22 protein-coding genes and 3 pseudogenes are annotated in these 20,993 nt (G+C 31.9%); 16 read left to right on the forward strand and 9 right to left on the reverse strand.

Translation table 11 applies throughout. From position 1 onward, the window contains the following. Positions 1-114 precede the first annotated feature (114 nt). From cadA to HMPREF2737_RS05780, 4 genes are all read right to left on the reverse strand, one after another. Entirely contained in the window at positions 115-2,298 is a 2,184-nt protein-coding gene (cadA, locus tag HMPREF2737_RS05765) for a cadmium-translocating P-type ATPase CadA (protein WP_070650049.1), read from the reverse strand. Next, positions 2,291-2,659 (reverse strand): Cd(II)/Pb(II)/Zn(II)-sensing metalloregulatory transcriptional repressor CadC, encoded by a 369-nt coding sequence (gene cadC / locus HMPREF2737_RS05770; RefSeq protein ID WP_000726008.1) that lies wholly within the window; start codon positions 2,657-2,659, stop codon positions 2,291-2,293. Before cadC ends, cadA begins: the two co-directional genes overlap by 8 nt. 271 nt (positions 2,660-2,930) lie before the next feature. Continuing rightward, entirely contained in the window at positions 2,931-3,539 is a 609-nt protein-coding gene (locus HMPREF2737_RS05775; RefSeq protein WP_037548178.1) for a recombinase family protein, read from the reverse strand. A gap of 274 nt (positions 3,540-3,813) precedes the next feature. Further along, positions 3,814-4,809 carry a YeiH family protein gene (locus HMPREF2737_RS05780; protein ID WP_016930872.1) on the reverse strand — a complete coding sequence of 332 codons (996 nt, stop codon included), beginning with the start codon at positions 4,807-4,809 and terminating at the stop codon, positions 3,814-3,816. A gap of 124 nt (positions 4,810-4,933) precedes the next feature. On the opposite strand from HMPREF2737_RS05780, the gene HMPREF2737_RS05785 reads away from it, so the two are divergent. Further along, on the forward strand, positions 4,934-5,755 hold the full coding sequence (locus HMPREF2737_RS05785) for a LysR family transcriptional regulator (RefSeq protein ID WP_037548182.1): 822 nt from the start codon (positions 4,934-4,936) through the stop codon (positions 5,753-5,755). Between the two features lie 288 nt (positions 5,756-6,043). On the opposite strand, the gene HMPREF2737_RS11465 is transcribed toward HMPREF2737_RS05785, so the two are convergent. Both HMPREF2737_RS11465 and HMPREF2737_RS05790 read right to left on the reverse strand, forming a co-directional pair. Beyond that, positions 6,044-6,145 carry a type I toxin-antitoxin system Fst family toxin gene (locus tag HMPREF2737_RS11465; RefSeq protein ID WP_141745580.1) on the reverse strand — a complete coding sequence of 34 codons (102 nt, stop codon included), beginning with the start codon at positions 6,143-6,145 and terminating at the stop codon, positions 6,044-6,046. Positions 6,146-6,476: 331 nt separating this feature from the next. Beyond that, complete coding sequence (locus tag HMPREF2737_RS05790; protein WP_037548185.1) at positions 6,477-6,827, reverse strand: winged helix-turn-helix transcriptional regulator; 351 nt, start codon at positions 6,825-6,827, stop codon at positions 6,477-6,479. A gap of 102 nt (positions 6,828-6,929) precedes the next feature. Here HMPREF2737_RS05790 and hxlA point away from each other — a divergent pair, with 102 nt between their 5' ends. The 3 genes and pseudogenes from hxlA to HMPREF2737_RS11470 all read left to right on the forward strand — a co-directional run. Next, a complete protein-coding gene (hxlA, locus tag HMPREF2737_RS05795) occupies positions 6,930-7,565 on the forward strand; it encodes a 3-hexulose-6-phosphate synthase (protein ID WP_037548189.1) in 636 nt (211 codons plus the stop codon). Positions 7,566-7,652: 87 nt separating this feature from the next. After that, on the forward strand, positions 7,653-8,171 hold the full coding sequence (locus HMPREF2737_RS05800; protein ID WP_037548191.1) for a type 1 glutamine amidotransferase domain-containing protein: 519 nt from the start codon (positions 7,653-7,655) through the stop codon (positions 8,169-8,171). Between the two features lie 448 nt (positions 8,172-8,619). Further along, positions 8,620-8,712: pseudogene (locus tag HMPREF2737_RS11470) on the forward strand (IS6 family transposase); the annotation flags it as partial. 41 nt (positions 8,713-8,753) lie between these two features. On the opposite strand, the pseudogene HMPREF2737_RS12005 reads toward HMPREF2737_RS11470, so the two are convergent. Both HMPREF2737_RS12005 and HMPREF2737_RS11475 read right to left on the reverse strand, forming a co-directional pair. Beyond that, positions 8,754-8,871: pseudogene (locus tag HMPREF2737_RS12005) on the reverse strand (helix-turn-helix transcriptional regulator); the annotation flags it as partial. A 270-nt stretch (positions 8,872-9,141) separates the two neighbouring features. Continuing rightward, entirely contained in the window at positions 9,142-9,237 is a 96-nt protein-coding gene (locus HMPREF2737_RS11475; protein WP_107109960.1) for a type I toxin-antitoxin system Fst family toxin, read from the reverse strand. 290 nt (positions 9,238-9,527) lie between these two features. On the opposite strand from HMPREF2737_RS11475, the gene HMPREF2737_RS05805 reads away from it, so the two are divergent. From HMPREF2737_RS05805 to HMPREF2737_RS05860, 12 genes and pseudogenes are all read left to right on the forward strand, one after another. Further along, entirely contained in the window at positions 9,528-9,944 is a 417-nt protein-coding gene (locus tag HMPREF2737_RS05805; protein WP_011276552.1) for a YwiB family protein, read from the forward strand. Continuing rightward, positions 9,941-11,602 (forward strand): arginine--tRNA ligase, encoded by a 1,662-nt coding sequence (gene argS, locus HMPREF2737_RS05810; protein WP_037548193.1) that lies wholly within the window; start codon positions 9,941-9,943, stop codon positions 11,600-11,602. Before HMPREF2737_RS05805 ends, argS begins: the two co-directional genes overlap by 4 nt. Before the next feature lie 84 nt (positions 11,603-11,686). Next, on the forward strand, positions 11,687-12,334 hold the full coding sequence (locus HMPREF2737_RS05815) for an endonuclease III domain-containing protein (RefSeq protein ID WP_037548196.1): 648 nt from the start codon (positions 11,687-11,689) through the stop codon (positions 12,332-12,334). Between the two features lie 88 nt (positions 12,335-12,422). Continuing rightward, entirely contained in the window at positions 12,423-13,187 is a 765-nt protein-coding gene (locus tag HMPREF2737_RS05820) for a MerR family transcriptional regulator (RefSeq protein ID WP_037538118.1), read from the forward strand. Between the two features lie 110 nt (positions 13,188-13,297). Then, a pseudogene (locus tag HMPREF2737_RS05825) lies at positions 13,298-13,750 on the forward strand (DUF805 domain-containing protein); the annotation flags it as partial. Positions 13,751-13,977: 227 nt separating this feature from the next. Continuing rightward, entirely contained in the window at positions 13,978-14,844 is an 867-nt protein-coding gene (locus HMPREF2737_RS05830) for an ABC transporter substrate-binding protein (protein ID WP_052071606.1), read from the forward strand. A 303-nt stretch (positions 14,845-15,147) separates the two neighbouring features. Next, positions 15,148-16,101 carry a FecCD family ABC transporter permease gene (locus tag HMPREF2737_RS05835; RefSeq protein WP_037548202.1) on the forward strand — a complete coding sequence of 318 codons (954 nt, stop codon included), beginning with the start codon at positions 15,148-15,150 and terminating at the stop codon, positions 16,099-16,101. A 97-nt stretch (positions 16,102-16,198) separates the two neighbouring features. Beyond that, entirely contained in the window at positions 16,199-16,903 is a 705-nt protein-coding gene (locus HMPREF2737_RS05840; protein WP_037548206.1) for an HAD family hydrolase, read from the forward strand. A gap of 1 nt (position 16,904) precedes the next feature. Further along, the gene (locus HMPREF2737_RS05845; protein ID WP_037548209.1) at positions 16,905-17,699 is read left to right on the forward strand and encodes an alpha/beta fold hydrolase; all 795 of its coding nucleotides are present in this window, start codon (positions 16,905-16,907) and stop codon (positions 17,697-17,699) included. Between the two features lie 153 nt (positions 17,700-17,852). Continuing rightward, positions 17,853-18,359, forward strand: a complete 507-nt coding sequence (locus HMPREF2737_RS05850; protein WP_037548212.1) for an SA0570 family protein — start codon at positions 17,853-17,855, stop codon at positions 18,357-18,359. Positions 18,360-18,542: 183 nt separating this feature from the next. Continuing rightward, on the forward strand, positions 18,543-19,259 hold the full coding sequence (locus tag HMPREF2737_RS05855) for a hypothetical protein (RefSeq protein WP_037548215.1): 717 nt from the start codon (positions 18,543-18,545) through the stop codon (positions 19,257-19,259). 278 nt (positions 19,260-19,537) lie between these two features. Continuing rightward, entirely contained in the window at positions 19,538-20,347 is an 810-nt protein-coding gene (locus HMPREF2737_RS05860) for an alpha/beta fold hydrolase (protein ID WP_037548219.1), read from the forward strand. Between the two features lie 242 nt (positions 20,348-20,589). Here the strand turns inward: HMPREF2737_RS05860 and sarA are convergent, their stop codons facing one another. Further along, positions 20,590-20,964 (reverse strand): global transcriptional regulator SarA, encoded by a 375-nt coding sequence (sarA, locus tag HMPREF2737_RS05865; protein WP_037548222.1) that lies wholly within the window; start codon positions 20,962-20,964, stop codon positions 20,590-20,592. Positions 20,965-20,993 lie beyond the last annotated feature (29 nt).

Genomic DNA, 20,993 nt, shown 5'->3' on the forward strand with positions numbered 1-20,993 from the left:
GGTTAGCTATATTTTTTACTTTGCAACAGAACCTTTTAGGGGTAGGACTTTTCTTCAAATTGAAAAGCCCCCCTTGAATTGCGCACAGCGTGACCTTACTATTCTGTTTTCTACCTATTTATCCTTCACTCTCATCAGTCGTAAACTATTTAATGCTACCAAAATAGTAGCTCCCATATCGGAAAGAATCGCTATCCAAAGAGTTAACCATCCCGGGATAACTAATAGTAAGGCAATTATTTTAATTCCGATAGCAAAAGTGATGTTAGCTTTAATGATATTTAAAGTTTTTCGACTGAGTCTTACTGCAAATGGAAGCTTACTTAAATCAACTCCCATTAATGCAATATCAGCTGTTTCAATTGCAGTATCCGTTCCAGCACCGCCCATTGCAATTCCAACAGTAGATGCAGCAAGTGCTGGAGCATCATTAACGCCATCGCCAATCATAGCTACATTATCATACTCCGATTGCATTTTTTTAATATAATCTAATTTATCCTGTGGCATCAATTCAGACTGAATATCAGAAACGCCTACATGTGTACCGATTGCATTTGCAGTACCTTGATTATCACCTGTCAGCATAATTGTTTGCTTGATACCTAACTGATGAAGTTTTTGAATCACATTTTTACTTGTTTCACGAACCTCATCTGCAACGGCAATTACGCCGAGAATTGTTTTTTCCGTTCCAATAATCATGGCTGTTTTTCCTTGGTTTTGTAGGATTTTCACATTGTTTTCAAACCCAAGGCTAAAATCGGAAACATTTAATTCCTTGAAAAGTTTTGGGCTTCCAATATAGTAAGTAGTTCCGTTTACAATCCCTTTTATACCTCGCCCAGTAATCGAAGTGAATTCTTCCACTTGTACATTAGAATAAGGGATATTATCTTGCTCTGCCTTTTTCATTATTGCTGAAGCAAGTGGATGTTGTGAACGATATTCTAAAGCTGTAATGGTAGAGAATAGCTCTTTTTCTTCCACTTGGTCATTTAATACTTCAAAATCTGTTACCACTGGTACACCTTTTGTCAGTGTTCCTGTTTTATCAAATGCGACTGTCTTAATGTCTCCTAATTTCTCGAGATAGACACCACCTTTAACCAACACACCTTTTTTCGCTGCATTTCCAATTGCCGAGACAATCGAGATTGGAGTAGAAATAACTAATGCACAAGGACATCCAACTACAAGAACTGCTAATCCTTGATAAACCCATGTATCCCAACTGCCACCAAAGAATAGGGGTGGAACGACTGCAACCAAGGCTGCAATAACCATAATGATCGGAGTGTAGTATTTCGCAAATTTATCAACGAATGCTTGGGCTGGAGCACGCTCCCCTTGTGCTTCTTCAACAAGATGAATAATCTTGGCAATGGTTGTATCTTCTACGTATTTGGTGATTTTTACTTCAATTAGTCCCTCTTCGTTAAGCGTACCTGCAAATACTTCGTCATCTACCGCTTTGGAGACGGGAACAGATTCTCCTGTTATAGCTGCCTCATTGACAGCCGACAAGCCATTCACAATGATTCCATCCATGGCAATTTTCTCCCCTGGTTTGACAATCATGATATCACCCACAGCGATATCGTCCACATGGATTATTATTTCCTGACCATTTCGTCTAACTAGTGCTTCTTTTGGGGCGATATCCATCAATGAACGTATGGATTGTCTTGCTCTGTCCATAGAGAAGCGTTCAAGTGCTTCACTGATTGCAAAGAGAATAACAACAATAGATGCCTCTGCCCATTTACCAATAATGGTAGCTCCAATAACGGCAACGGTCATCAGGGTTTTCATGTCGAAATCAAAGCGTATCAAATTTTGAAAACCGACTTTAAATAATGAATATCCGCCAATTACAATAGAACCTACAAATAACATGGAAGTTACGAGGTTATCTTCTCCATTTACAAAGTGAGAAAGGTAACCAAAAGCAATTAGTAGTGTGGCAAACAGCAATGTACTATGTTTTTTATAAAATGGTGTTTTCTCTTCTTTATGAGCCTTAGTGTCATCTTTAACCCTTTGTATCGTTTGATTCGCTAGTTTTTCAGGAGATACTTTTAGATTCTCAAAAGCACCTGCTTTTTCAAGTTCTTCAACCGATGCATTTCCATATACATCAATTTTAGAAGCGCCAAAGTTTACTTTTGCGTCTTGAACGCCTGGAATCTTTTTAACATTTTTCTCAAACTTTCCTGCACAATTTGCACATGTAAATCCTTGGACCCGATAGACGTTCATTTCTTCTTCCATTAGTTTAACCTTTTGTTCAGACATTGACCTTCACTTCTTTCTTATGTGCTAGGGCGATCATCATTATCTGCCCGATATGTTCATCATCTAAAGAATATAAAGCTAGTTTTCCTTCTTTTCTAAAGTTGACCACCCCTTGCTTATAAAGCGTACGTAAATGATGAGATGCATTTGCTATCGTAACACCTAAGATATTTGCTATATCACAAACACACAACTCTTCATCCTGACACAGAGCGTAAGTAATTTTTGCTCTATTTTCATCGGCAATAGCCTTTAACATTTGGCTAACACCAGAAATATCAACTGTTTGTAAATCCCCTTGTATTCGATTAACCTTTTCTTCGTCATAACAAAAAATTTCACAAGTATCTTTTTTTTTCATATTATCATCCCATCTTCATTCAAATATTTATTTGAGTATACTATAACCATTTTCGACTCATCATACAAGCAAATATTTGAATGAAAATAAAAGAAGTAAGTAGGGCATAAAATTCTAGTCTCAAAAACGAACGTTATTGAGAAAAAGAATATAGAAAAAAGAGAGAGCATATTTGCACTCTCTTTTCTTGTCTTTAAAAGCTCATAATCGATTATTATCATCCGTTTTGGGACGCTATGAGAAGCTCTCATTTACATCGAAGTAAAGTTTATTAAATCAAGTCATTATCGTGTTTAATTCTATAAACAGTCTGTCTTGTTATATTCACTTCTTTCGCAATTTTACTAATTGCTCGCCCTTCTTCTAACATTTCTACAACTCTATGATAAATAATACGTTTTTGAGGATCTTTCGCATTGGCCGAATATAATAAAGGGCGTCCTTTATACACACCTTTTTCTTTCGCAACTTTAATACCCTGGGCTTGTCTACGTTTACTTTCATTTCGTTCTTGTTCTGAAACCATTGCTAATATTTGAATGATCAGGTCTTTCATAAATTTATCTAGTAATGGATTGCCAATAACTTCGTTCATCATAGGCAAGCTAGTAATCATCAATTGAACTTCTTTGTTTTTTAAATAGTTAACAGTATGAATCACTTCATCGTAATTACGACCTAAACGATCGATGGATTCCACTATAAACCGATCTCCCATTCTCACAAAGTTAAGTGCTTCTTGAAGTGCCGGTCTATTTTCAATAGATTTACCAGACTGTTTTTCTGTAAATATTTTTTCAGCACCAAACGTTTTTAAATTTTCCAACTGTCTTTCTAAATTTTGATCTATCGAAGATACTCTCGCATAACCTATAATCATTTATTTTCACTCCACAATAAATATACACCCTAATCATACGTTTTAGTCGTTATAAATTCAACAACTATATTTGTATGATTAGGGTGTACCCTAAATTATATTAAGAAGTATCTACTTCTTCAATTTAGTATATTGTTTCATAGTTAATAGAAATAAAGAAGAATAGGCCTAGTAAGAAAAAGGCTGATCTTTTTTAGCCGTAGTATATGGAATGCCTTCAATGTGTTGTGTTTGTTTGTGAGAATCTATATCAATTTTTTAGTATACTTATAGTCTAACTATAAAAACACTTAGCAACAATAAATGTCACAGTTGATAAACAAATAGATACAATAATGACAACTATTAATGGTTTGAAAGCACGATCTTTTAAGTCTTTAAATGAAACATTTAACCCTAATGCAACCATTGCCATCAATAAGCATATAGTAGTGATATTATCTATAATTTGCATAACCATGTGTGGCAAGGATACATAAGTATGGAATAGTGCCATCATGACAAAACCAAGTAAAAAGTAAGGTACATCAATACGTTTTTTTTCAGTCTCACTATGCGATTTTTTTCTCATAATTAAAATTAAAATAATACTCAGAGGTATTAATAAAAAAACACGCCCCAGTTTTCCTAACAGTCCCATACTCAAAGCCTCTTGGCCTGAGAAGCCCGAAGCAAGAATTACATGTGCAATTTCATGTAAACTTGTACCTGACCAGACCCCAAATACTTCAGGAGATATTGTAAAAACAGAATATATTACAGTATATGCAAGCGAAAATATAGTGCCAATAAGTGCGACAATACCAATACTAATCGCAGAATCTTTTTCTCTAGATTTTAATATTGGAGATACTGCTGCAATAGCTGCCGCACCACACACCCCAGTGCCAATACCTAGTAATAGGATGAGGCTTTTATCTCCTTTAATATATTTATTTAGTAATAACATTAATCCGATACTAAAAAGGATGACTCCAATATCGATTAATAACAAATCGCTACCTTTTCCAATTACATCATAAATATTTAGCTTTAATCCATATAATATAATAGCTAATTTCAGTAACCGTTTAGACGAAAATACGATTCCTGAGCGATATGCTTCAGGGTAACCCTTAAAATGTCTATATAGAATCGCAATCAGTATAGCAATTGTTAAAGCACCTATCTTATCTAAAAATGGTAACTTTGAGCCTAACAAACTTATAACTGCGATGATAAATGTGAATAATAAACCATAAATAAAGGCTTTGCTTTTTAAGGATTTCACTTTTTAACTCCTCCTTTATCAAAAGCTTAGCATCGCATAGTTATAACGTGAAATAAATATTTAGTATATTACTCATAACATTTTTGTTATAATAGAGGTATTCAAATGTCAGGAGACCTAGTTAATGGATTCATTAAAAGTTCTAACTGAAGTAGTTAAAACGCAAAGTTTTACTAAAGCTGCAGAAAATTTATATACTTCACAGCCATCAATAAGTCGCGATATTAAACGATTAGAACTGGAATACGATGTAAAAATTTTCGAATTTAGACATTCTAAAATGTCTTTAACAAGTGATGGGGAGAAACTATTTCAATATGCTTTACAACGTGAGCGTTTAGAACAAACCTTAAGACACGATTTGAAAATGCAACCTGATACAATTTCGGGAGATGTGACGGTAGGGAGCAGTTACACTTATGGAGAATATCGATTGTCACAACATCTTACTGATTTAGCCAAAAAATATCCTGAATTATACATTCATGTGTATTTAAATAATTCTGATACAGTATTACAACATATTAAGAATAACACTATCGATTTAGGTATAATCGAAAAAGAGGTTCAAAGTAATATTATACACAGTAGACGTATTGCTCAAGATGAAATAGTATTAATTCGTAAAAAATCATCATCTTCAAATAAATCAATATGCTTTATCAGAGAACGCGGATCAGGTACAAGAGTCTATCAAGAAAATGCGTTATCACAAATGACTTCATCCTCTTATTTAGTAGAAATTAATAACACAAATCTAATTAAAAATATGGTTCATGCTGATAAAGGCTTTTCTATTGTTTCTAAATCGACATTAACACCTTATGATTTAGAAAAGCTAGAAGTAACAAACTTAGACATTACACGCTATTTCTATTTAGTCATACATAAAAATAAGTATATTGATACGAAGCTTAATGAAGTTATCAAAAATTTGATTTCATGAATTTTGATCTTTGTATTATTTATTCTAAATTTAATGCATGTTCTAATGACAATCTATTTAAAAAAGGATAAACTCTCAATATATAACATTCATAACTTATCCTTTAAATTATTGGCAATTAGCGTCAAAAATATTAGAATGACGCATTGTAACTAATATCATACATATCACTTTGCATTCCTCTACTAACCAGTGTTATAATCTACTTAACAAAGTTATTAAGCATAATACACCAATCCCCTCACTACTTCCGATAGTGAGGGGATTTTTAGGTGTGACTATAGTCGCCTATTTTTTCTTATCGTTGCGATTGCGTAGCCAATGCGCAAATAATGCGACGATACAACCACCCGCTGCTGTGGTCATGATGTGAACAAAGTTATCAAGCATAATTACACCTCCTCTCTACGTCTAGATTGACACCTGAGAGATAGGCGACCTTTATATTGTATCATCTGTAATGGGTGAGTTACATATAACTTCCGATAAGCCGTCTTATGTTATATAACTTTGTTTTTATAGTATCAAGACAAAAGAAGAAACGCAGTTCAAAATTATCCCCTAAATTCATTAATCTAAAGAAAAAACGGAGTAATAAAAAGTGAATATTATAGTCTATTAAAGAATAGATTTAAAAACACTCTAAAAGGTGCATTAAAGATTTGTAAAACTTTAATATATCTTTTTAGGTGAAAACTTCTGATAAATGTAGGTTCTCTCATTATCTATGATTATTAATTTTAATTGTATCTAGAAAATCATCACCCCAATCACAAATTGAAAACACTACTTTATCAAGCTTTAAACCTATTTCAGTCAATCTATAATCATCTTTAGGAGGGACTACTGGATAAACCGTCCTTTCGAGAATTTTGTCTTGTTCTAGTTCTCTAAGTTGTCTTATTAACATTCGCTGGTTGATATCGGGTAGTTTATTTTGTAATTCACTTAACCTTAAACGATTACTCTGCAAAAGATGGTAAACAATGGCAATTTTCCATCTTCCACCAATGACAGACAGGGCTAAATCTTTCGATGTATAAAATGTTTTATTATTATATTCAATCAACAAAACGAATCCTCCATTTGCATATAGTGACAAAAATGTCAGTATTGTTATTCTAAATAACTAATACCATAATAGCATTATAAAAGATAGAGAGGAGAAACTTTAATGAAATTACAATTAGCAATCGATTTATTAGACCAAAAAGAAGCAGCAAAATTAGCTCAAGAAGTAGAGGAATTCATTGATATCGTAGAAATTGGAACACCAATTGTTATTAATGAAGGACTATCTGCTGTTGAACATATGAGTAAATCAGTCACTAACACACAAGTGTTAGCAGATTTAAAAATTATGGATGCTGCTAGTTATGAAGTAAGTCAAGCTGTAAAATTCGGTGCTGATATCGTAACAATTTTGGGTGTTTCTGAAGATGCTTCAATTAAAAGTGCTATCGCAGAAGCGCACAACAATGGCAAAGAATTATTAGTTGATATGATTGCGGTTCAAAATTTAGAACAACGTGCAGCTGAATTAGATAAAATGGGTGCTGATTATATTGCAGTACATACTGGTTATGATTTACAAGCTAAAGGTGTATCACCTTTAGAAAGTTTACGTACTGTTAAATCAGTTATTACAAATTCAAAAGTAGCTGTAGCAGGCGGTATCAAACCCGATACAATTAAATCAGTGGCGATTGAACAACCAGATTTAATTATTGTTGGTGGTGGCATCGCAAACGCTGACGATCCAAAAGCTGCTGCTAAAAAATGTCGTGATATAATTGACGGAAATGCTTAATCATTTCAATTTATGTTTAAACCTCTCGTTCTTGGTGTATATAATATCAAGATTTAAAACATTACAATTAAAAGGAGATAGTGTATTATGACTAAAAAAGTAGCAATCATTTTAGCAGATGAATTTGAAGATATAGAATTAACTAGTCCAAAAGAAGCATTAGAAAATGCTGGATTTGAGACTGAAATTATTGGAGATACAGCAAAACAAGAACTTGTTGGTAAACATGGTGAAAAAGTAACTGTAGATATAAGCATTTCAGATGCCAAGCCAGAAAATTATGATGCTTTATTAATTCCTGGCGGATTTTCACCTGACCATTTACGTGGTGACGAAGAAGGACGTTATGGTACCTTTACTAAGTACTTTACTCAAAATGATGTACCAACATTTGCGATTTGTCATGGTCCACTTTTACTAGTTGATACTGACGATTTAAATGGACGTACAATAACTGGTGTTATCAACGTACGTAAAGATTTATCTAATGCAGGAGCACATGTTGTCGATGAATCAGTTGTAGTAGATAATAATATTGTAACAAGTCGTGTACCAGATGACTTAGATGATTTCAATAGAGAGATTATTAAACAATTAGAAGCATAAATTAAGATTAATTATAAATATTTATTTGATAGATTAGACCATCGATAAAGATATACACTTTGTCGATGGTTTTTTATTAAATTATTCTTCGAAGTTTTTAAAGGATATAAAATTGATGGTTCTGTTGCACACATTGCGAATAAAGGTTCTTTGCTTTTGTTAGTATAGACGAGCTTATTTGTTTTTTAGAAGATATAAGATATATACATTTGATTTTATTATTTTCAGTAGTTATAACTTTTTTGTCTATTAAAGATTTGTATTGAGGGATTAAATCTATTTTCCTATTAGGGTTTTCGCAAAATTTATGTATGATATTAATTCTTAATTCGTTTTCTTTTTGATTTAAATCTTTTGTAAAGTTCAATTCCTTGTCTACAATCGTAATTATTACGATTTAATTATGCATGTTTTTTCTTTTTTTGAAACGAGTTTCTTCTTGTCTTGATGTGTTTACGATCTATATAAAAAGAACCGCAGGTCTCTTCAGATCTACGGATTTTCGCCATGCCATGAAATTAGGCATATGTTAGCCAGTTAAGGGAACAACGACATGATAAAAAGGTAATTAGCTATATTTTTCTAACTTTGCAACAGAACCGAAAAAAATTCATCCACAGTGGTACCAAATAGTCTTGCCAAATTAAATGCTAATGTCAATGTAGGATCATATATTGTTTTCTATTACATTAATAGTTTCTAATAATATTGATATGTGAGAATGATGTTACCTAAAAAAGAAACTACAATTTTAAAATATGTTGTTTATCTAGTATCGAATATATCGCACACCTCAATTTCTACCGTTGTTTAATATGTTTCTTCTAATTAGTTGAGTCATCGTGTGAAATCATTTTGCATTTCTCCACTCACCAGTGTTATAATTTAGTTAACAAGGAAACTAGCATAGATGCACCAATCCCCTCACTATTGCCGTAGTGAGGGGATTTTTAGGTGTGGCTATGGTCGCCTATTTATTATTGCGATTACGTAGCCAATGCGTGAATATCGCAATAATACAACCACTGATGATTGTGGTCGTGATGTGAACAAGGATTTCTAGCATAGATTAGCACCTCCTCTCTACGCCTAAATTGACGCCTGAGAGATAGGCGACTAGTATATTATATCATCTCCAAATACACGCTGATAGTTTACTTCTAATAAGTCATTTTATAGTAATATTTTCCAAGATTTAACCTATATACTGTTCTTTTTATTACTAAATTTATCAAAATAGATGATGATACTTATATATATCCTAAATACTTTAAAACTGAGAAGTATCACCTACATGCACTATCTAATTTATGCTATAATGTGGTGTATTATTTAGAAGCTAAGGTGAGGCAAACGTTGAATAAGAATATAGACGTTCAAACGAAACAAGTTCTAAAACAAAATGGTGAAAAACAAAAATTTGAATTTGCTGCTCAAGGTTCATGGCAAAAGAAAAACGCAGATTATATTCGATATCAAGAACAAATTGAAGATGCAGTCGTTAATGTAACAATTAAAATTGAGGAACGCGGTGTTAAATTAATACGCAAAGGCGATATTAATATGAATCTTCACTTTGTGGAAGGTCATGATACGACTACACTTTACGATATACCAGCTGGTCGTATTCCTTTAACTGTTAAAACACGTAGCATCCTGCATTTTGTGAATGAAAATGGTGGAAAATTAAAAATTCAATACGAGTTACATCAGAACGATGAAAAGATGGGCTCATATCAATATGAAATTAATTATAAGGAGATAAGCGAATGAATATTATTGAAACAGTAAAATCAACTTTAATAGAAGAAATTAAAGCAAGTATTGAAAAAGCTAATCTGGCTGAAGATATTCCCGAAATTAAAGTAGAGATACCAAAAGATACTAAAAACGGGGATTATTCAACGAATATTGCAATGGTATTAACTAAAATTGCGAAACGTAATCCACGTGAAATTGCGCAAGCTATCGTTGATAACTTAGACACAAGTAAAGCGAACGTGAAGCAAGTAGATATCGCGGGCCCTGGTTTTATTAATTTCTACTTAGATAATCAGTATTTAACTGCAGTTATCCCAGAAGCTATCAATAAAGGTGACAAATTCGGTTGTGCAGAAGAATCTAAGAACACGAATATTTTACTAGAATATGTATCTGCTAACCCAACTGGTGATTTGCACATTGGTCATGCTAGAAATGCTGCTGTAGGTGATTCATTAGCTAATATTTTAATTGCTGCAGGTTATAATGTAACACGTGAATATTATATTAATGACGCGGGTAATCAAATTACTAACTTAGCACGTTCTATTGAAACACGTTTCTTCGAGGCACTTGGTGATACAAGTCATGAAATGCCAGCTGATGGTTATAACGGTAAAGATATCATCGAAATTGGTAAAGATTTAGCTGATAAACACCCTGAAATGAAAGACTACTCTGATGAAGAACGTCTTAAAACATTCAGACAATTAGGTGTCGATTATGAAATGGATAAATTGAAAAAAGATTTAGCTGATTTCAACGTCCACTTTGATAACTGGTTCAGTGAAACATCATTATATGAAAATGGTGCCATTGATAACACATTAGCTAAAATGAATGAACTAGGTTATACGTATGAAGCAGATGGTGCGACATGGCTACGTACATCTGACTTTAAAGATGATAAAGACCGAGTATTAATTAAGAAAGATGGTACTTACACATACTTTACGCCAGATACAGCATATCATTACAATAAAATTAATCGTGGTAATGATATCCTAATCGATTTAATGGGTGCCGATCATCATGGTTATATTAATCGTTTGAAAGCTAGTCTTGAAACATTTGGTGTGGATAGTGATCGTCTTGAAATTCAAATCATGCAAATGGTTCGTTTAATGCAAGATGGAGTCGAAGTGAAGATGAGTAAACGTACAGGTAATGCAATTACTTTACGTGAAATTATGGATGAAGTAGGCATTGATGCTGCACGTTATTTCTTAACAATGCGTAGTCCTGATTCTCATTTCGACTTTGATTTGGAACTTGCCAAAGAAAAGTCACAAGACAATCCAATTTACTATGCTCAATACGCGCATGCACGTATTTGCTCAATCTTAAAACAAGCGAAAGAACAAGGTGTTGAAGTTACTGATGATGCTGACTTTTCAACGATTACAAATGAAAAAGCAATCGACTTATTGAAGAAGATTGCTGAATTTGAACCAACTATTGAAAGTGCAGCAGAAAGTCGCGCACCACATCGTTTAACAAACTATATTCAAGATTTAGCTTCTGCATTCCACAAATTCTATAATGCTGAAAAAGTATTAACAGATGATGCAGAAAAGACGAAAGCTCATATAGCTTTAGTAGATGCAGTAAGAATTACGTTACACAATGCATTAGCACTGGTTGGTGTCTCTGCACCTGAATCTATGTAATCAAGAGAATTATATAAATTTTGATAACACCCTCATAAATTTCGATTTGTGAGGGTATTATTATGTAAAGATTGGAGTGAGAGTATGCCAACGCTTACGACAGAAGAACTTTACGAAACTTTATTAGAGCATATGGGACAGCAACATTGGTGGCCCGCTGAGAGCCCGGAAGAAATGATGCTCGGTGCTATATTAGTCCAAAATACGAATTGGAAAAATGCAGACATGGCTTTACTTCGGTTAAAAGAAAAAACAAACTTTAATCCTCAAAAAATTTTATCGTTGCCATTAACTGAACTACAAGAAACGATCCGTTCCAGCGGCTTTTATAGGAATAAAGGGAAAGCCATTCATGCTTTGTTTCAGTGGTTAAATCAATTTAATTTTGATTATGAAAATATTGATCAACATTATGGAGATAATCTAAGAAGAGAATTACTAAAAATTCGTGGCATCGGTAGCGAAACAGCTGATGTTTTACTCGTCTATATCTTTAAAGGTATCGAGTTTATTCCTGATAGTTATACGAGACGTTTGTATAGTAAGTTAGGTTACGCCCATACAGAAAGTTATGATAAATTTAAAAAGCAAATTTCATTGCCTCCTCATTTTACGAATCAAGATGCTAACGAGTTTCATGCCTTATTAGATAATTTTGGGAAAAACTATTTTAATGGAAATGGGACTCAAAAATACACATTTTTAGAAGATTATTTTAATAAGAATGATTGACTTTAACGTTACGTCATAGTCTACACTCCTAAATAGATGAATGAGGTATTAATGATATTAAAAATAAAGTAAAGTGGAGAATAAAATAATGATAAATCATGACTATTTTACACCTAATGAAGTGAGCAAAGTGACGTCGGTTAGTACAAGAACTTTACGTTATTATCATGAGATTGGTTTACTTGTGCCTAGTTATATTGATGATAACGGGTATCGTTATTATCATTCTCAAGATATATCAAAATTACAAACAATTTTATTTCTTAGACAACTCAATTTATCGCTTGAGAACATTCAAGACTATTTTCAGCAAAGTATTAATGATAAAAATGTAATATTAGAAGAAAATTATGCTCAAATTATTCATCAACGAAATCACCTGAATCAAATCATTGATTACCTCAATCATCATCTAATTAATCATAGAAATGAGGAGATTAATATGGACAAATTTAATCAATTTGATGTGAATGAACAATATGATAAAGAAGCGGCGCTAAAATATGGTGACACGGATTACTATCAGTCATATCAAGATAATAGAACTCAATTTAGTGATTCTGAGAAGCAAGATAATGATGATCATACTAATGAACAATTCAATCAATTTTTTAATGAGATGAATCAACTATTGGAAGATGGCTATTCAGCGGATGACGCATTTACGTATCAAAATATCGAAACGTTAAAAAAGATATTACAACGACAAGTACCAAATGCGGACAATCAATTCTTAGAATATATGGCACTCACTTACGAAAGCGATGAACGTTTTGCTAAAAATATAAATAAAAATCGTAATGATTATTTAAATGAATATATTGCAAGAGCGATTCGAGCTTACATTAAATAAAGTATTTTCTTTAATCCTTTATTGTGTAATGATTATAGTGAATCATATTCAAAGGAGACGCTATAATGATTGAGTAGTATCAGCTATTCTGGAAAAATTATTTCAATGTACAAGGTCGAACTCGTAGACGACATTATTGGTTTGCAACATTAGCTAATATCATCGTACTTGTATTATTAAGTTTACTTGCAGACTTACTTAAATGGGTGTTTGGCGGTGGAGATACGTTTTTTAACATTGTGTATGAAACGATTGATGTCATCATTGTAATAGGTACATTTACTATGTCAGTACGTCGATTTCATGATGTTGGGCGCACAATGTTAATTCCGTTAATTATGTTAATATCGATGCTGTTACGAGGATTAATTGTATTAATAGAAACAATATCTAATGTGTATTTGAGTGATTTTTATTCTGACGTATCGTTAATGATTGCAACGGTAGTTGTGTTAGTTATTTCGATCGTATTATTAATTGTATCTATTTTCGCATTGATTTATTGTGTTACAGATAGTGAAAAAGGTACAAATGAGTATGGAACTAATCCCAAGGCAACGTAATGTTAAGAAAAGCATTGAGTATTTCTAAATTTAGAGATATTCAATGCTTTTTAATATTTAAAATTTTCCATGAAACAAATAATAGTATGAAATTACACAATTAAATATGAAAAACTTAAATTAATATTTAATATTATTTGTTATGATATATGCATACATATACATAATCTAGAAAGGAATGTGTGAACGTGTTAAATAAAAAGTTATGGATATTACTTAGTTTAGTCATGTTGATTCTTGTCGCTTGTGGACAAAACGATCAACATAAACAAGAAGATAAACAAAGTAATCAATCTGATTCCAACTCGAAAGAGCATTCATACAAACGTATCGTGTCGCTTATGCCAAGTAATACGGAAATTCTTTATGAATTAGGTCTCGGAAAAGATGTTGTAGGTGTTTCTACAGTGGACGATTACCCTAAAGATGTTAAAAAGGGGAAAGAACAATTTAATACAATGAATTTAAATAAAGAAGCCTTATTAAAAGTCAAACCCGATTTAATTTTAGCACATGAATCTCAAAAAGGAACTTCAAAGAAAGTGTTAGATAGTCTTGAAAAAAATGGTGTAAAAGTGGTTTATGTGAAAGATGCACAATCATTGGATCAAACGTATGAAACTTTTAAACAAATAGGTAAAGTAACAGGACGTGAACATGAAGCTAACGAACTTATTGATGAGACGAAGCACAATGTTGAAAAAGTAATAAAGTCGGTGCCAAGACATCATATGTCACAATCTGTTTTTATGGAAGTCTCTTCTAAACCTGAAATATATACAGCAGGCAAACATACATTTTTTGATGACATGTTAGCCCAATTAGATGCTAAAAATAGCTTTTCAAATATAGAAGGTTGGAAACCAGTGGATAAAGAAAGTATCATTAAAAAGAATCCAGATATCCTCATTTCTACAGAAGGTCTATCTAAATCAGATTACTATAAAGTGATTAAAAAACGTGATGGTTTCCGTCAAATTAAAGCTGTGAAAAATGGACGTGTTGAAACTGTGAACGGTGATGAAATTTCACGTCCAGGCCCTCGTATTGATGAAGGTTTAAAACAATTAAGAGACGCTATTTATAAAAGATAAATTCATATGAATTAAATAGTTATTGTAAAAGTGAGATTAGTACAATTTATATTGAAAAGTTACATTACAAATCCTCTGTAGCTGACTGAACTGAGAAGAGCTTTAAATCAAGCTTTTCTCAGTTTTAATTATTTTTGCGACTATGCAACTACGGGACCTAGCAAAAAGAATGTTGTATAGAAATGCTATAACTAATGCAAGCTAAGTCTACGAATTTAAAAGAATGCTGCCCCCAGTCCCATTCTTTTATATCATCAGTTATAATAGAAGAAATAATAGAAAGATTATTGATGAGTTGATAAAATGACAAGAAATATATATTCAACATTTCTAAGTTGGTGCATATGTTTAATCGGTGCCATAGGACTTTATTTACTATGGGACATAGGGAGCTTAACGGATTCATTTAATCAAATGATATTGCTTAAAGTTCGGTTGCCAAGAATTATTGAGGCCTTATTAACAGGAGCAATATTAACACTAGCAGGTCAGATGTTTCAGACTGTTTTAAATAATCCTCTAGCCGATAGTTTTACATTAGGACTGGCAAGTGGTGCTACATTCGGTTCTGGATTGGCGATATTTCTAGGATTATCTTTTATTTGGGTGCCCATCTTTTCAATTAGCGCTAGTTTAATCGCATTATTGATCGTCTTAATGATTGCTGCCAAAATCTCACGTGGTTATCCACTCAAAATTCTTATTATTACTGGTTTGATGATAGGTGCACTCTTTAATGCATTATTGTATATTCTAGTTTTAATTAAACCTAATAAGATGAACCAAATAGCTAACTACTTTTTCGGAGGATTTGCAGCGGCTGAAACGCGAGAGGTCATATACATCGGTCTAATAACTATACCTATTATATTGATTCTATTTAGTATGGTGCCAGCGATTAAGTTATTACAATTAGGTGAATTGAAGAGCCAGTCATTAGGTTTAAACGTCCAACAAGTCATGTTTTTGATACTAACACTAGCATCTATAATAACAGCAGTCGCGATAGCATATACAGGTATTATTGGTTTCATCGGCATGATAGTGCCTCAACTGATAAGACGCTATTATTGGAGATTTACGTTAGGCATTCAAATGATATTAAATATTTTAATCGGTGCTACAATGATGTTGATTGCAGATTGGTTTGGTAGTGTGTTAATTCATCCAGTGCAAATACCAGCTAGTATTATTTTGGCTTTAATAGGTATTCCAACATTATTTTACATTTTGCTTAAGCAATCTAAAGATGTTTAAACATACATTTAACTGTATCACATGGATATTACGTTATTATTTTATGGAAGACTTTTGATAAAATGAGAATAATTATAGAGTTAAGAGGGAATTGACAATGGACTTAAGTCATATAAAAGCAATCGTGTTTGATTTAGAAGGTACATTATTAGATAGAACAAAATCTCGAGATAAATTCATTGAGGAACAATATGAACGATTTCATGATTATTTCGTACATGTTCAATTAGCAGATTTTAAACAAAAATTTATAGAATTAGATGACGATGAAGATAATGATAAACCTGATTTATATAAAGCAATTATTAAGCAGTTCCATATTGATCGTTTAACATGGAAAGATTTATTTAATGATTTTGAAATGCATTTCTATCGTTACGTATTCCCTTATTATGACACGCTATATACTTTGGAGAAATTATCGCAAAATAATTATGTTTTAGGTGTTATCGCAAATGGTAAATCTAAAATTAAACAATTTCGTATACATTCATTAGGATTAGGGCATGTAATCAATTATTTATCAACTTCTGAAACTGTAGGATTCCGTAAGCCTCATCCTAAAATATTTGAAGATATGATTTATCAATTAAATGTTCAACCTGAAGAGATAATGTATGTGGGTGATGATGCTTTAAATGATGTAGCACCAGCTCGCGCAATGGGCATGGTAAGTGTGTGGTTTAAACATGATGACGCTGAATTAGAACCTTTAGAAGAAGAGGTTGACTTTATTATTACTACAAGTGAAGAGTTATTATCAATATTACCGATTCATAAAAAACAAGGAGGAGATTCATAAGATGGATTTATTTACTAGAAAAGGTGGTTTATCCTTACATTACAATACGATGGGTGAGGGATATCCTGTTGTCTTAGTACATACAGCATATGAAAATGCTTCTATATTTCAAAATTTAGCAAAAGAATTGGCAAAATCTTTTCAAGTAGTTTTACTAGATTTGAGAGGACATGGCTATTCAGATAAACCAAGGCAAATTGATTTCAAAGAATTTGCCGATGATATCATACAATTACTAGATTATTTGTATATTGATGAATCAGCATTAATAGGTCATGAAATGGGCGCAGCCATAATTGCGGATTTGGCAGAACGTTATCCTAATTATGTTTCATCCCTCATTATGGTAACACCAACATCTATTGAGGGTGAATTACCTGAAGAACGTTTATTCAGAAAATATTCACATAAAATTAGAAACTGGGATGACGAAAAACAAAATAAGTTTTTAGAAAAGCATCGTTATCATAAGCCGAGAAAAGTTAATAAGTTTTTAAAACATGTTGAGGATACGAATGCAATTTCTACAAAAGAGGAGACACAAGCGATTGAAGATGTGTTCAAAGAAACTGCGATTTCAAGCGTATTTGAACATGTAACGAAACCGACGTTAATTATTGCGGGAGAACATGGTGAGCGTATTACAACACTTGAATCTAAAGAAGTAGCCGATTTAGTTAAAGAGTCACAATTTAATGTGTATGCTCAATCAAGTTTATATCCTTTTGAGGAAGAGAAAGGTAAGTTTATTGAAGATGTAACACCATTTATTAAGAAATATATGCCTGAACACTAATTGTTGTTAGGATAACTTCAGTCGTCATCCTAATTTGTTACATAAAATAACCTAATTTGTAACATTTTCGTAATAATACTGTTATTTTAGTAATAAATGGGGTATACTATGAATAAGCACAAGACGAGAAACGAGATAAAGGAGAGAGTGCTTATGAAAAAATTAGTAGCGGCATTTTTAGTCTCTGGACTAGTAATGACAGGAGTAGGCATTAATCATGCTGAAGCAGCTAGCGGTAATACAATTCAAACAGTTCAACAATTAAATCAAGGTGAAAAATCTTTAGAAAATATTACACTAGGCGAATCAATCAAAAATGTTTCAAACAAATATGGTACACCGATTTATTCTAAAAATCCAAGCAACAATGAAGGTTATTATGAGTATCGCACAAATAAAGGTTTATTAGTTGTAACTGCAGTAGGTAAAAAGAACCAAGGTTATGTTACTAGAGTTTCTATGACTTATAATGAAGCTAATGGCCCAACTTATAATCAAGTTAAGAAAAGTTTAGGCCAAAATGCAGTGGCACGAGTTCAATATAATAAAGTAAGCGGCAATTTTGGATATATTCAAAAAGGTAAAACAAGCTATCAATTTGGCTCAAATTCACCTCAAGATAAAAACTTAAAATTATATCGTATTGATCTTGCTAAATAATAAAAATAACAAATTTTATAATTTCATCACTAGGAGCATGACGTTAAATTCTAACTTTTGAATAACGTCATGCTCTTATTTTTCGTCATTAAACAGAAAATAATGTCAATGTATGATAAAATTTTAAATTGAACAATTAACAAATCGTATAGATGTTATTAAACTATAGCAAAGGAGTAACTCATGAGAACCAACGATAAAGTGTTACTTGAAAATATTAACGATTACTTTAGTCACAAAGGGATGGCACCTAATTTAATCGATGATATAAAAGAAAATTTGCGCAATGATTTGAAAAAGTCTGAATCAAAAGATGAAGATTATTTAGATTATCGTGGCAAATCTCCAGCACAAATCATTTTGATTATTCAACGAAATTTATTCGGTTTACAAACGAATCCTGTTATTTTCTTTATTATGAATTTTATCTTAATATCATATCTTTATGATAAGCAATATGTGCCATTTCAAGCTGCTACAGCAATTTCTATATTCTATTGTATAATCATTTTTCCATTAACGGTTTTTATTAATATTCGTATTGATAAGAAGAAGTTTCTATATAGCAATCGTTTTGAAATGATACTAGGGTATATCATTGCGATAATTGCATTAATTTTAATCATTATGCGTGCTTTTAATCTAAATTGGGGAATCATTCCCATCACTATTTATAGTCATCAAGTCGTTTTTTTTATAGGTATTATACTGAGCTTAATTGGTGTCTTTTTTAAAAAAATAGAGTACACAGCAATTGGTTTATTATTCTGTCAAAAGACGATTGATGCAGTAGTGACAAAACCTGAAATTGCACAAATCATTTCTCTTATTATATGGATCATGATAGTGGCATTGATCGTTTTTTATACAATTAAATTATCATCAAGGACGAGGGTGTAACGCTTAATTAATATAAGCTTGAAATAAATATTATTTGAGTTTACATTCCCAGTTCAAAATAGATAAGTAAATTAACTTGAGAGTAGAGCCTGGTACATAAGCAATCTCTCAGGCGTTATTATATTGGCAGTCATTGACTGCGTTAAAAAGCACTTGTTACAAGTGCTTTTTTTAATTTAAAAAAATATTTATATGATAATTATTTTAATAAAGTTAAGAACATTCATAGCGTAACTTTTAATGAAGTGGGTATAGTAACAATTAAGGGAGGTGCCAATATGAAAAAAATCGAAACGTTAAACCAAACAAAATTAGCTTATCAAGATGAAGGACATGGCAGCCCCGTTATCTTAATTCATGGCTTAGATGGTAATTCGGCAGCGTTTGATTTATTAAACAAACAACTCCAACAAAACTATAGAGTGATTGTGTATGATGTTCGAGGACATGGTAAATCGTCACGTCCTGATTCATATAACTTAGAAGAACATGTGAAAGATTTATATGTACTTATCAATAAATTAAACTTAAAGAAAGCGCATCTATTAGGTCATGATATGGGAGGGATTATTGCTAGAGAATTTACCGAAAAACATGAAAATCATGTATTATCTTTAACAATTATCTCTTCAAAAGCTGAGGATATCGTTCATGGTTTTACGAAATTAATGATTGAGCACCAAGACGAAATTGCAGGGTTTAATAAATCTGAAGCATTACTTTTATTATTCCCGTATATCTATAAAGAACAAGAATCAGCAATGAAATGGATTCAACGGCAACGCTTATACAGTAAACAAAATTCCGAGGATAGTGCTATAGCAAGCAGAGCACTTTTAGATACGGCTTATGCGAATAAAGGGTACACGCATTATGTTAAAGTTCCTACATTAATTATAAACGGACGCTATGATCCAATTATAAATGATAAGAATCATTATAAAATAGAAGAGCGTTATCAAAATATTGAGAAGGTTTTATTTGAAGAATCTGGACATGCACCCTATGTTGAAGAAGAAGATAAGTTTCTAGTCTTATATTTAAGTTTTTTAGAAAATGTTGAACAGGTAACAGAAGTGAATCATTAAATGATATCAGTTATTTTTATAAGTGGATGCCTGTTTGATGAATCATGATATAAAGCTTTTACATTAATATATTAGATGAAAATATTATAATTTAAAATACATTCGTAATACGTCATATGATATAAAAAAAGCCAGTAAGTGAAATTTACGGATTTCATTTACTGGCTTTGTTATTTAAAAATAATATCTCAGGGTTATAAATTCATATCGAAACAAATAGAATTAGAAAAGCCACAAAGAAATTATAATTCAGTTTCTTTGTTAGCTTCTTCGATACGAGTATTTACTTTATTTAATAATGAATCGATTTTTTTACGTTGTGTATTATTTACAAGAATTAATACAGTTCTTTCATCGTGTTCATTACGTTTTTTATCAAAATAATCTTCTTGAGATAAATTTTTCACTGCTTTAACTACTTGTGGTTGTTTGTAGTTTAAATGATTAATGATATCTTTTAAATAATATTCCTCTTCTTTACTTTGACTAATATATGTTAAAACTGCGAATTCTTCAAAGCTAATTGAAAATTCTTTTTTGATGATGTTTTTTAATTTATCTGCGTATGTGATCATTGCTAATAATTCGAAACAATCATTGATTTTTGAAATTGCCATTTTGAAACCTCCCCAACTAATTGTGCACT

Source organism: Staphylococcus sp. HMSC069D12 (assembly GCF_001810405.1).
GTDB classification, from domain to species: domain Bacteria; phylum Bacillota; class Bacilli; order Staphylococcales; family Staphylococcaceae; genus Staphylococcus; species Staphylococcus haemolyticus.

Excerpts from the sequence above, each read along its gene's own strand:
- HMPREF2737_RS05820 (WP_037538118.1), top strand. The coding sequence starts at position 12,423 with ATGATAAATCATGACTATTTTACACCTAATGAAGTGAGCAAAGTGACG.
- HMPREF2737_RS05830 (WP_052071606.1), top strand. The coding sequence starts at position 13,978 with ATGTTGATTCTTGTCGCTTGTGGACAAAACGATCAACATAAACAAGAA.
- HMPREF2737_RS05860 (WP_037548219.1), top strand. The coding sequence starts at position 19,538 with ATGAAAAAAATCGAAACGTTAAACCAAACAAAATTAGCTTATCAAGAT.
- cadA (WP_070650049.1), bottom strand. The coding sequence starts at position 2,298 with ATGTCTGAACAAAAGGTTAAACTAATGGAAGAAGAAATGAACGTCTAT.
- HMPREF2737_RS05845 (WP_037548209.1), top strand. The coding sequence starts at position 16,905 with ATGGATTTATTTACTAGAAAAGGTGGTTTATCCTTACATTACAATACG.
- HMPREF2737_RS05800 (WP_037548191.1), top strand. The coding sequence starts at position 7,653 with ATGACTAAAAAAGTAGCAATCATTTTAGCAGATGAATTTGAAGATATA.
- argS (WP_037548193.1), top strand. The coding sequence starts at position 9,941 with ATGAATATTATTGAAACAGTAAAATCAACTTTAATAGAAGAAATTAAA.
- cadC (WP_000726008.1), bottom strand. The coding sequence starts at position 2,659 with ATGAAAAAAAAAGATACTTGTGAAATTTTTTGTTATGACGAAGAAAAG.
- HMPREF2737_RS11465 (WP_141745580.1), bottom strand. The coding sequence starts at position 6,145 with ATGCTTGATAACTTTGTTCACATCATGACCACAGCAGCGGGTGGTTGT.
- HMPREF2737_RS05855 (WP_037548215.1), top strand. The coding sequence starts at position 18,543 with ATGAGAACCAACGATAAAGTGTTACTTGAAAATATTAACGATTACTTT.
- sarA (WP_037548222.1), bottom strand. The coding sequence starts at position 20,964 with ATGGCAATTTCAAAAATCAATGATTGTTTCGAATTATTAGCAATGATC.
- HMPREF2737_RS05775 (WP_037548178.1), bottom strand. The coding sequence starts at position 3,539 with ATGATTATAGGTTATGCGAGAGTATCTTCGATAGATCAAAATTTAGAA.
- HMPREF2737_RS05835 (WP_037548202.1), top strand. The coding sequence starts at position 15,148 with ATGACAAGAAATATATATTCAACATTTCTAAGTTGGTGCATATGTTTA.
- HMPREF2737_RS05815 (WP_037548196.1), top strand. The coding sequence starts at position 11,687 with ATGCCAACGCTTACGACAGAAGAACTTTACGAAACTTTATTAGAGCAT.
- HMPREF2737_RS05840 (WP_037548206.1), top strand. The coding sequence starts at position 16,199 with ATGGACTTAAGTCATATAAAAGCAATCGTGTTTGATTTAGAAGGTACA.
- hxlA (WP_037548189.1), top strand. The coding sequence starts at position 6,930 with ATGAAATTACAATTAGCAATCGATTTATTAGACCAAAAAGAAGCAGCA.
- HMPREF2737_RS11475 (WP_107109960.1), bottom strand. The coding sequence starts at position 9,237 with ATGCTAGAAATCCTTGTTCACATCACGACCACAATCATCAGTGGTTGT.
- HMPREF2737_RS05850 (WP_037548212.1), top strand. The coding sequence starts at position 17,853 with ATGAAAAAATTAGTAGCGGCATTTTTAGTCTCTGGACTAGTAATGACA.
- HMPREF2737_RS05785 (WP_037548182.1), top strand. The coding sequence starts at position 4,934 with ATGGATTCATTAAAAGTTCTAACTGAAGTAGTTAAAACGCAAAGTTTT.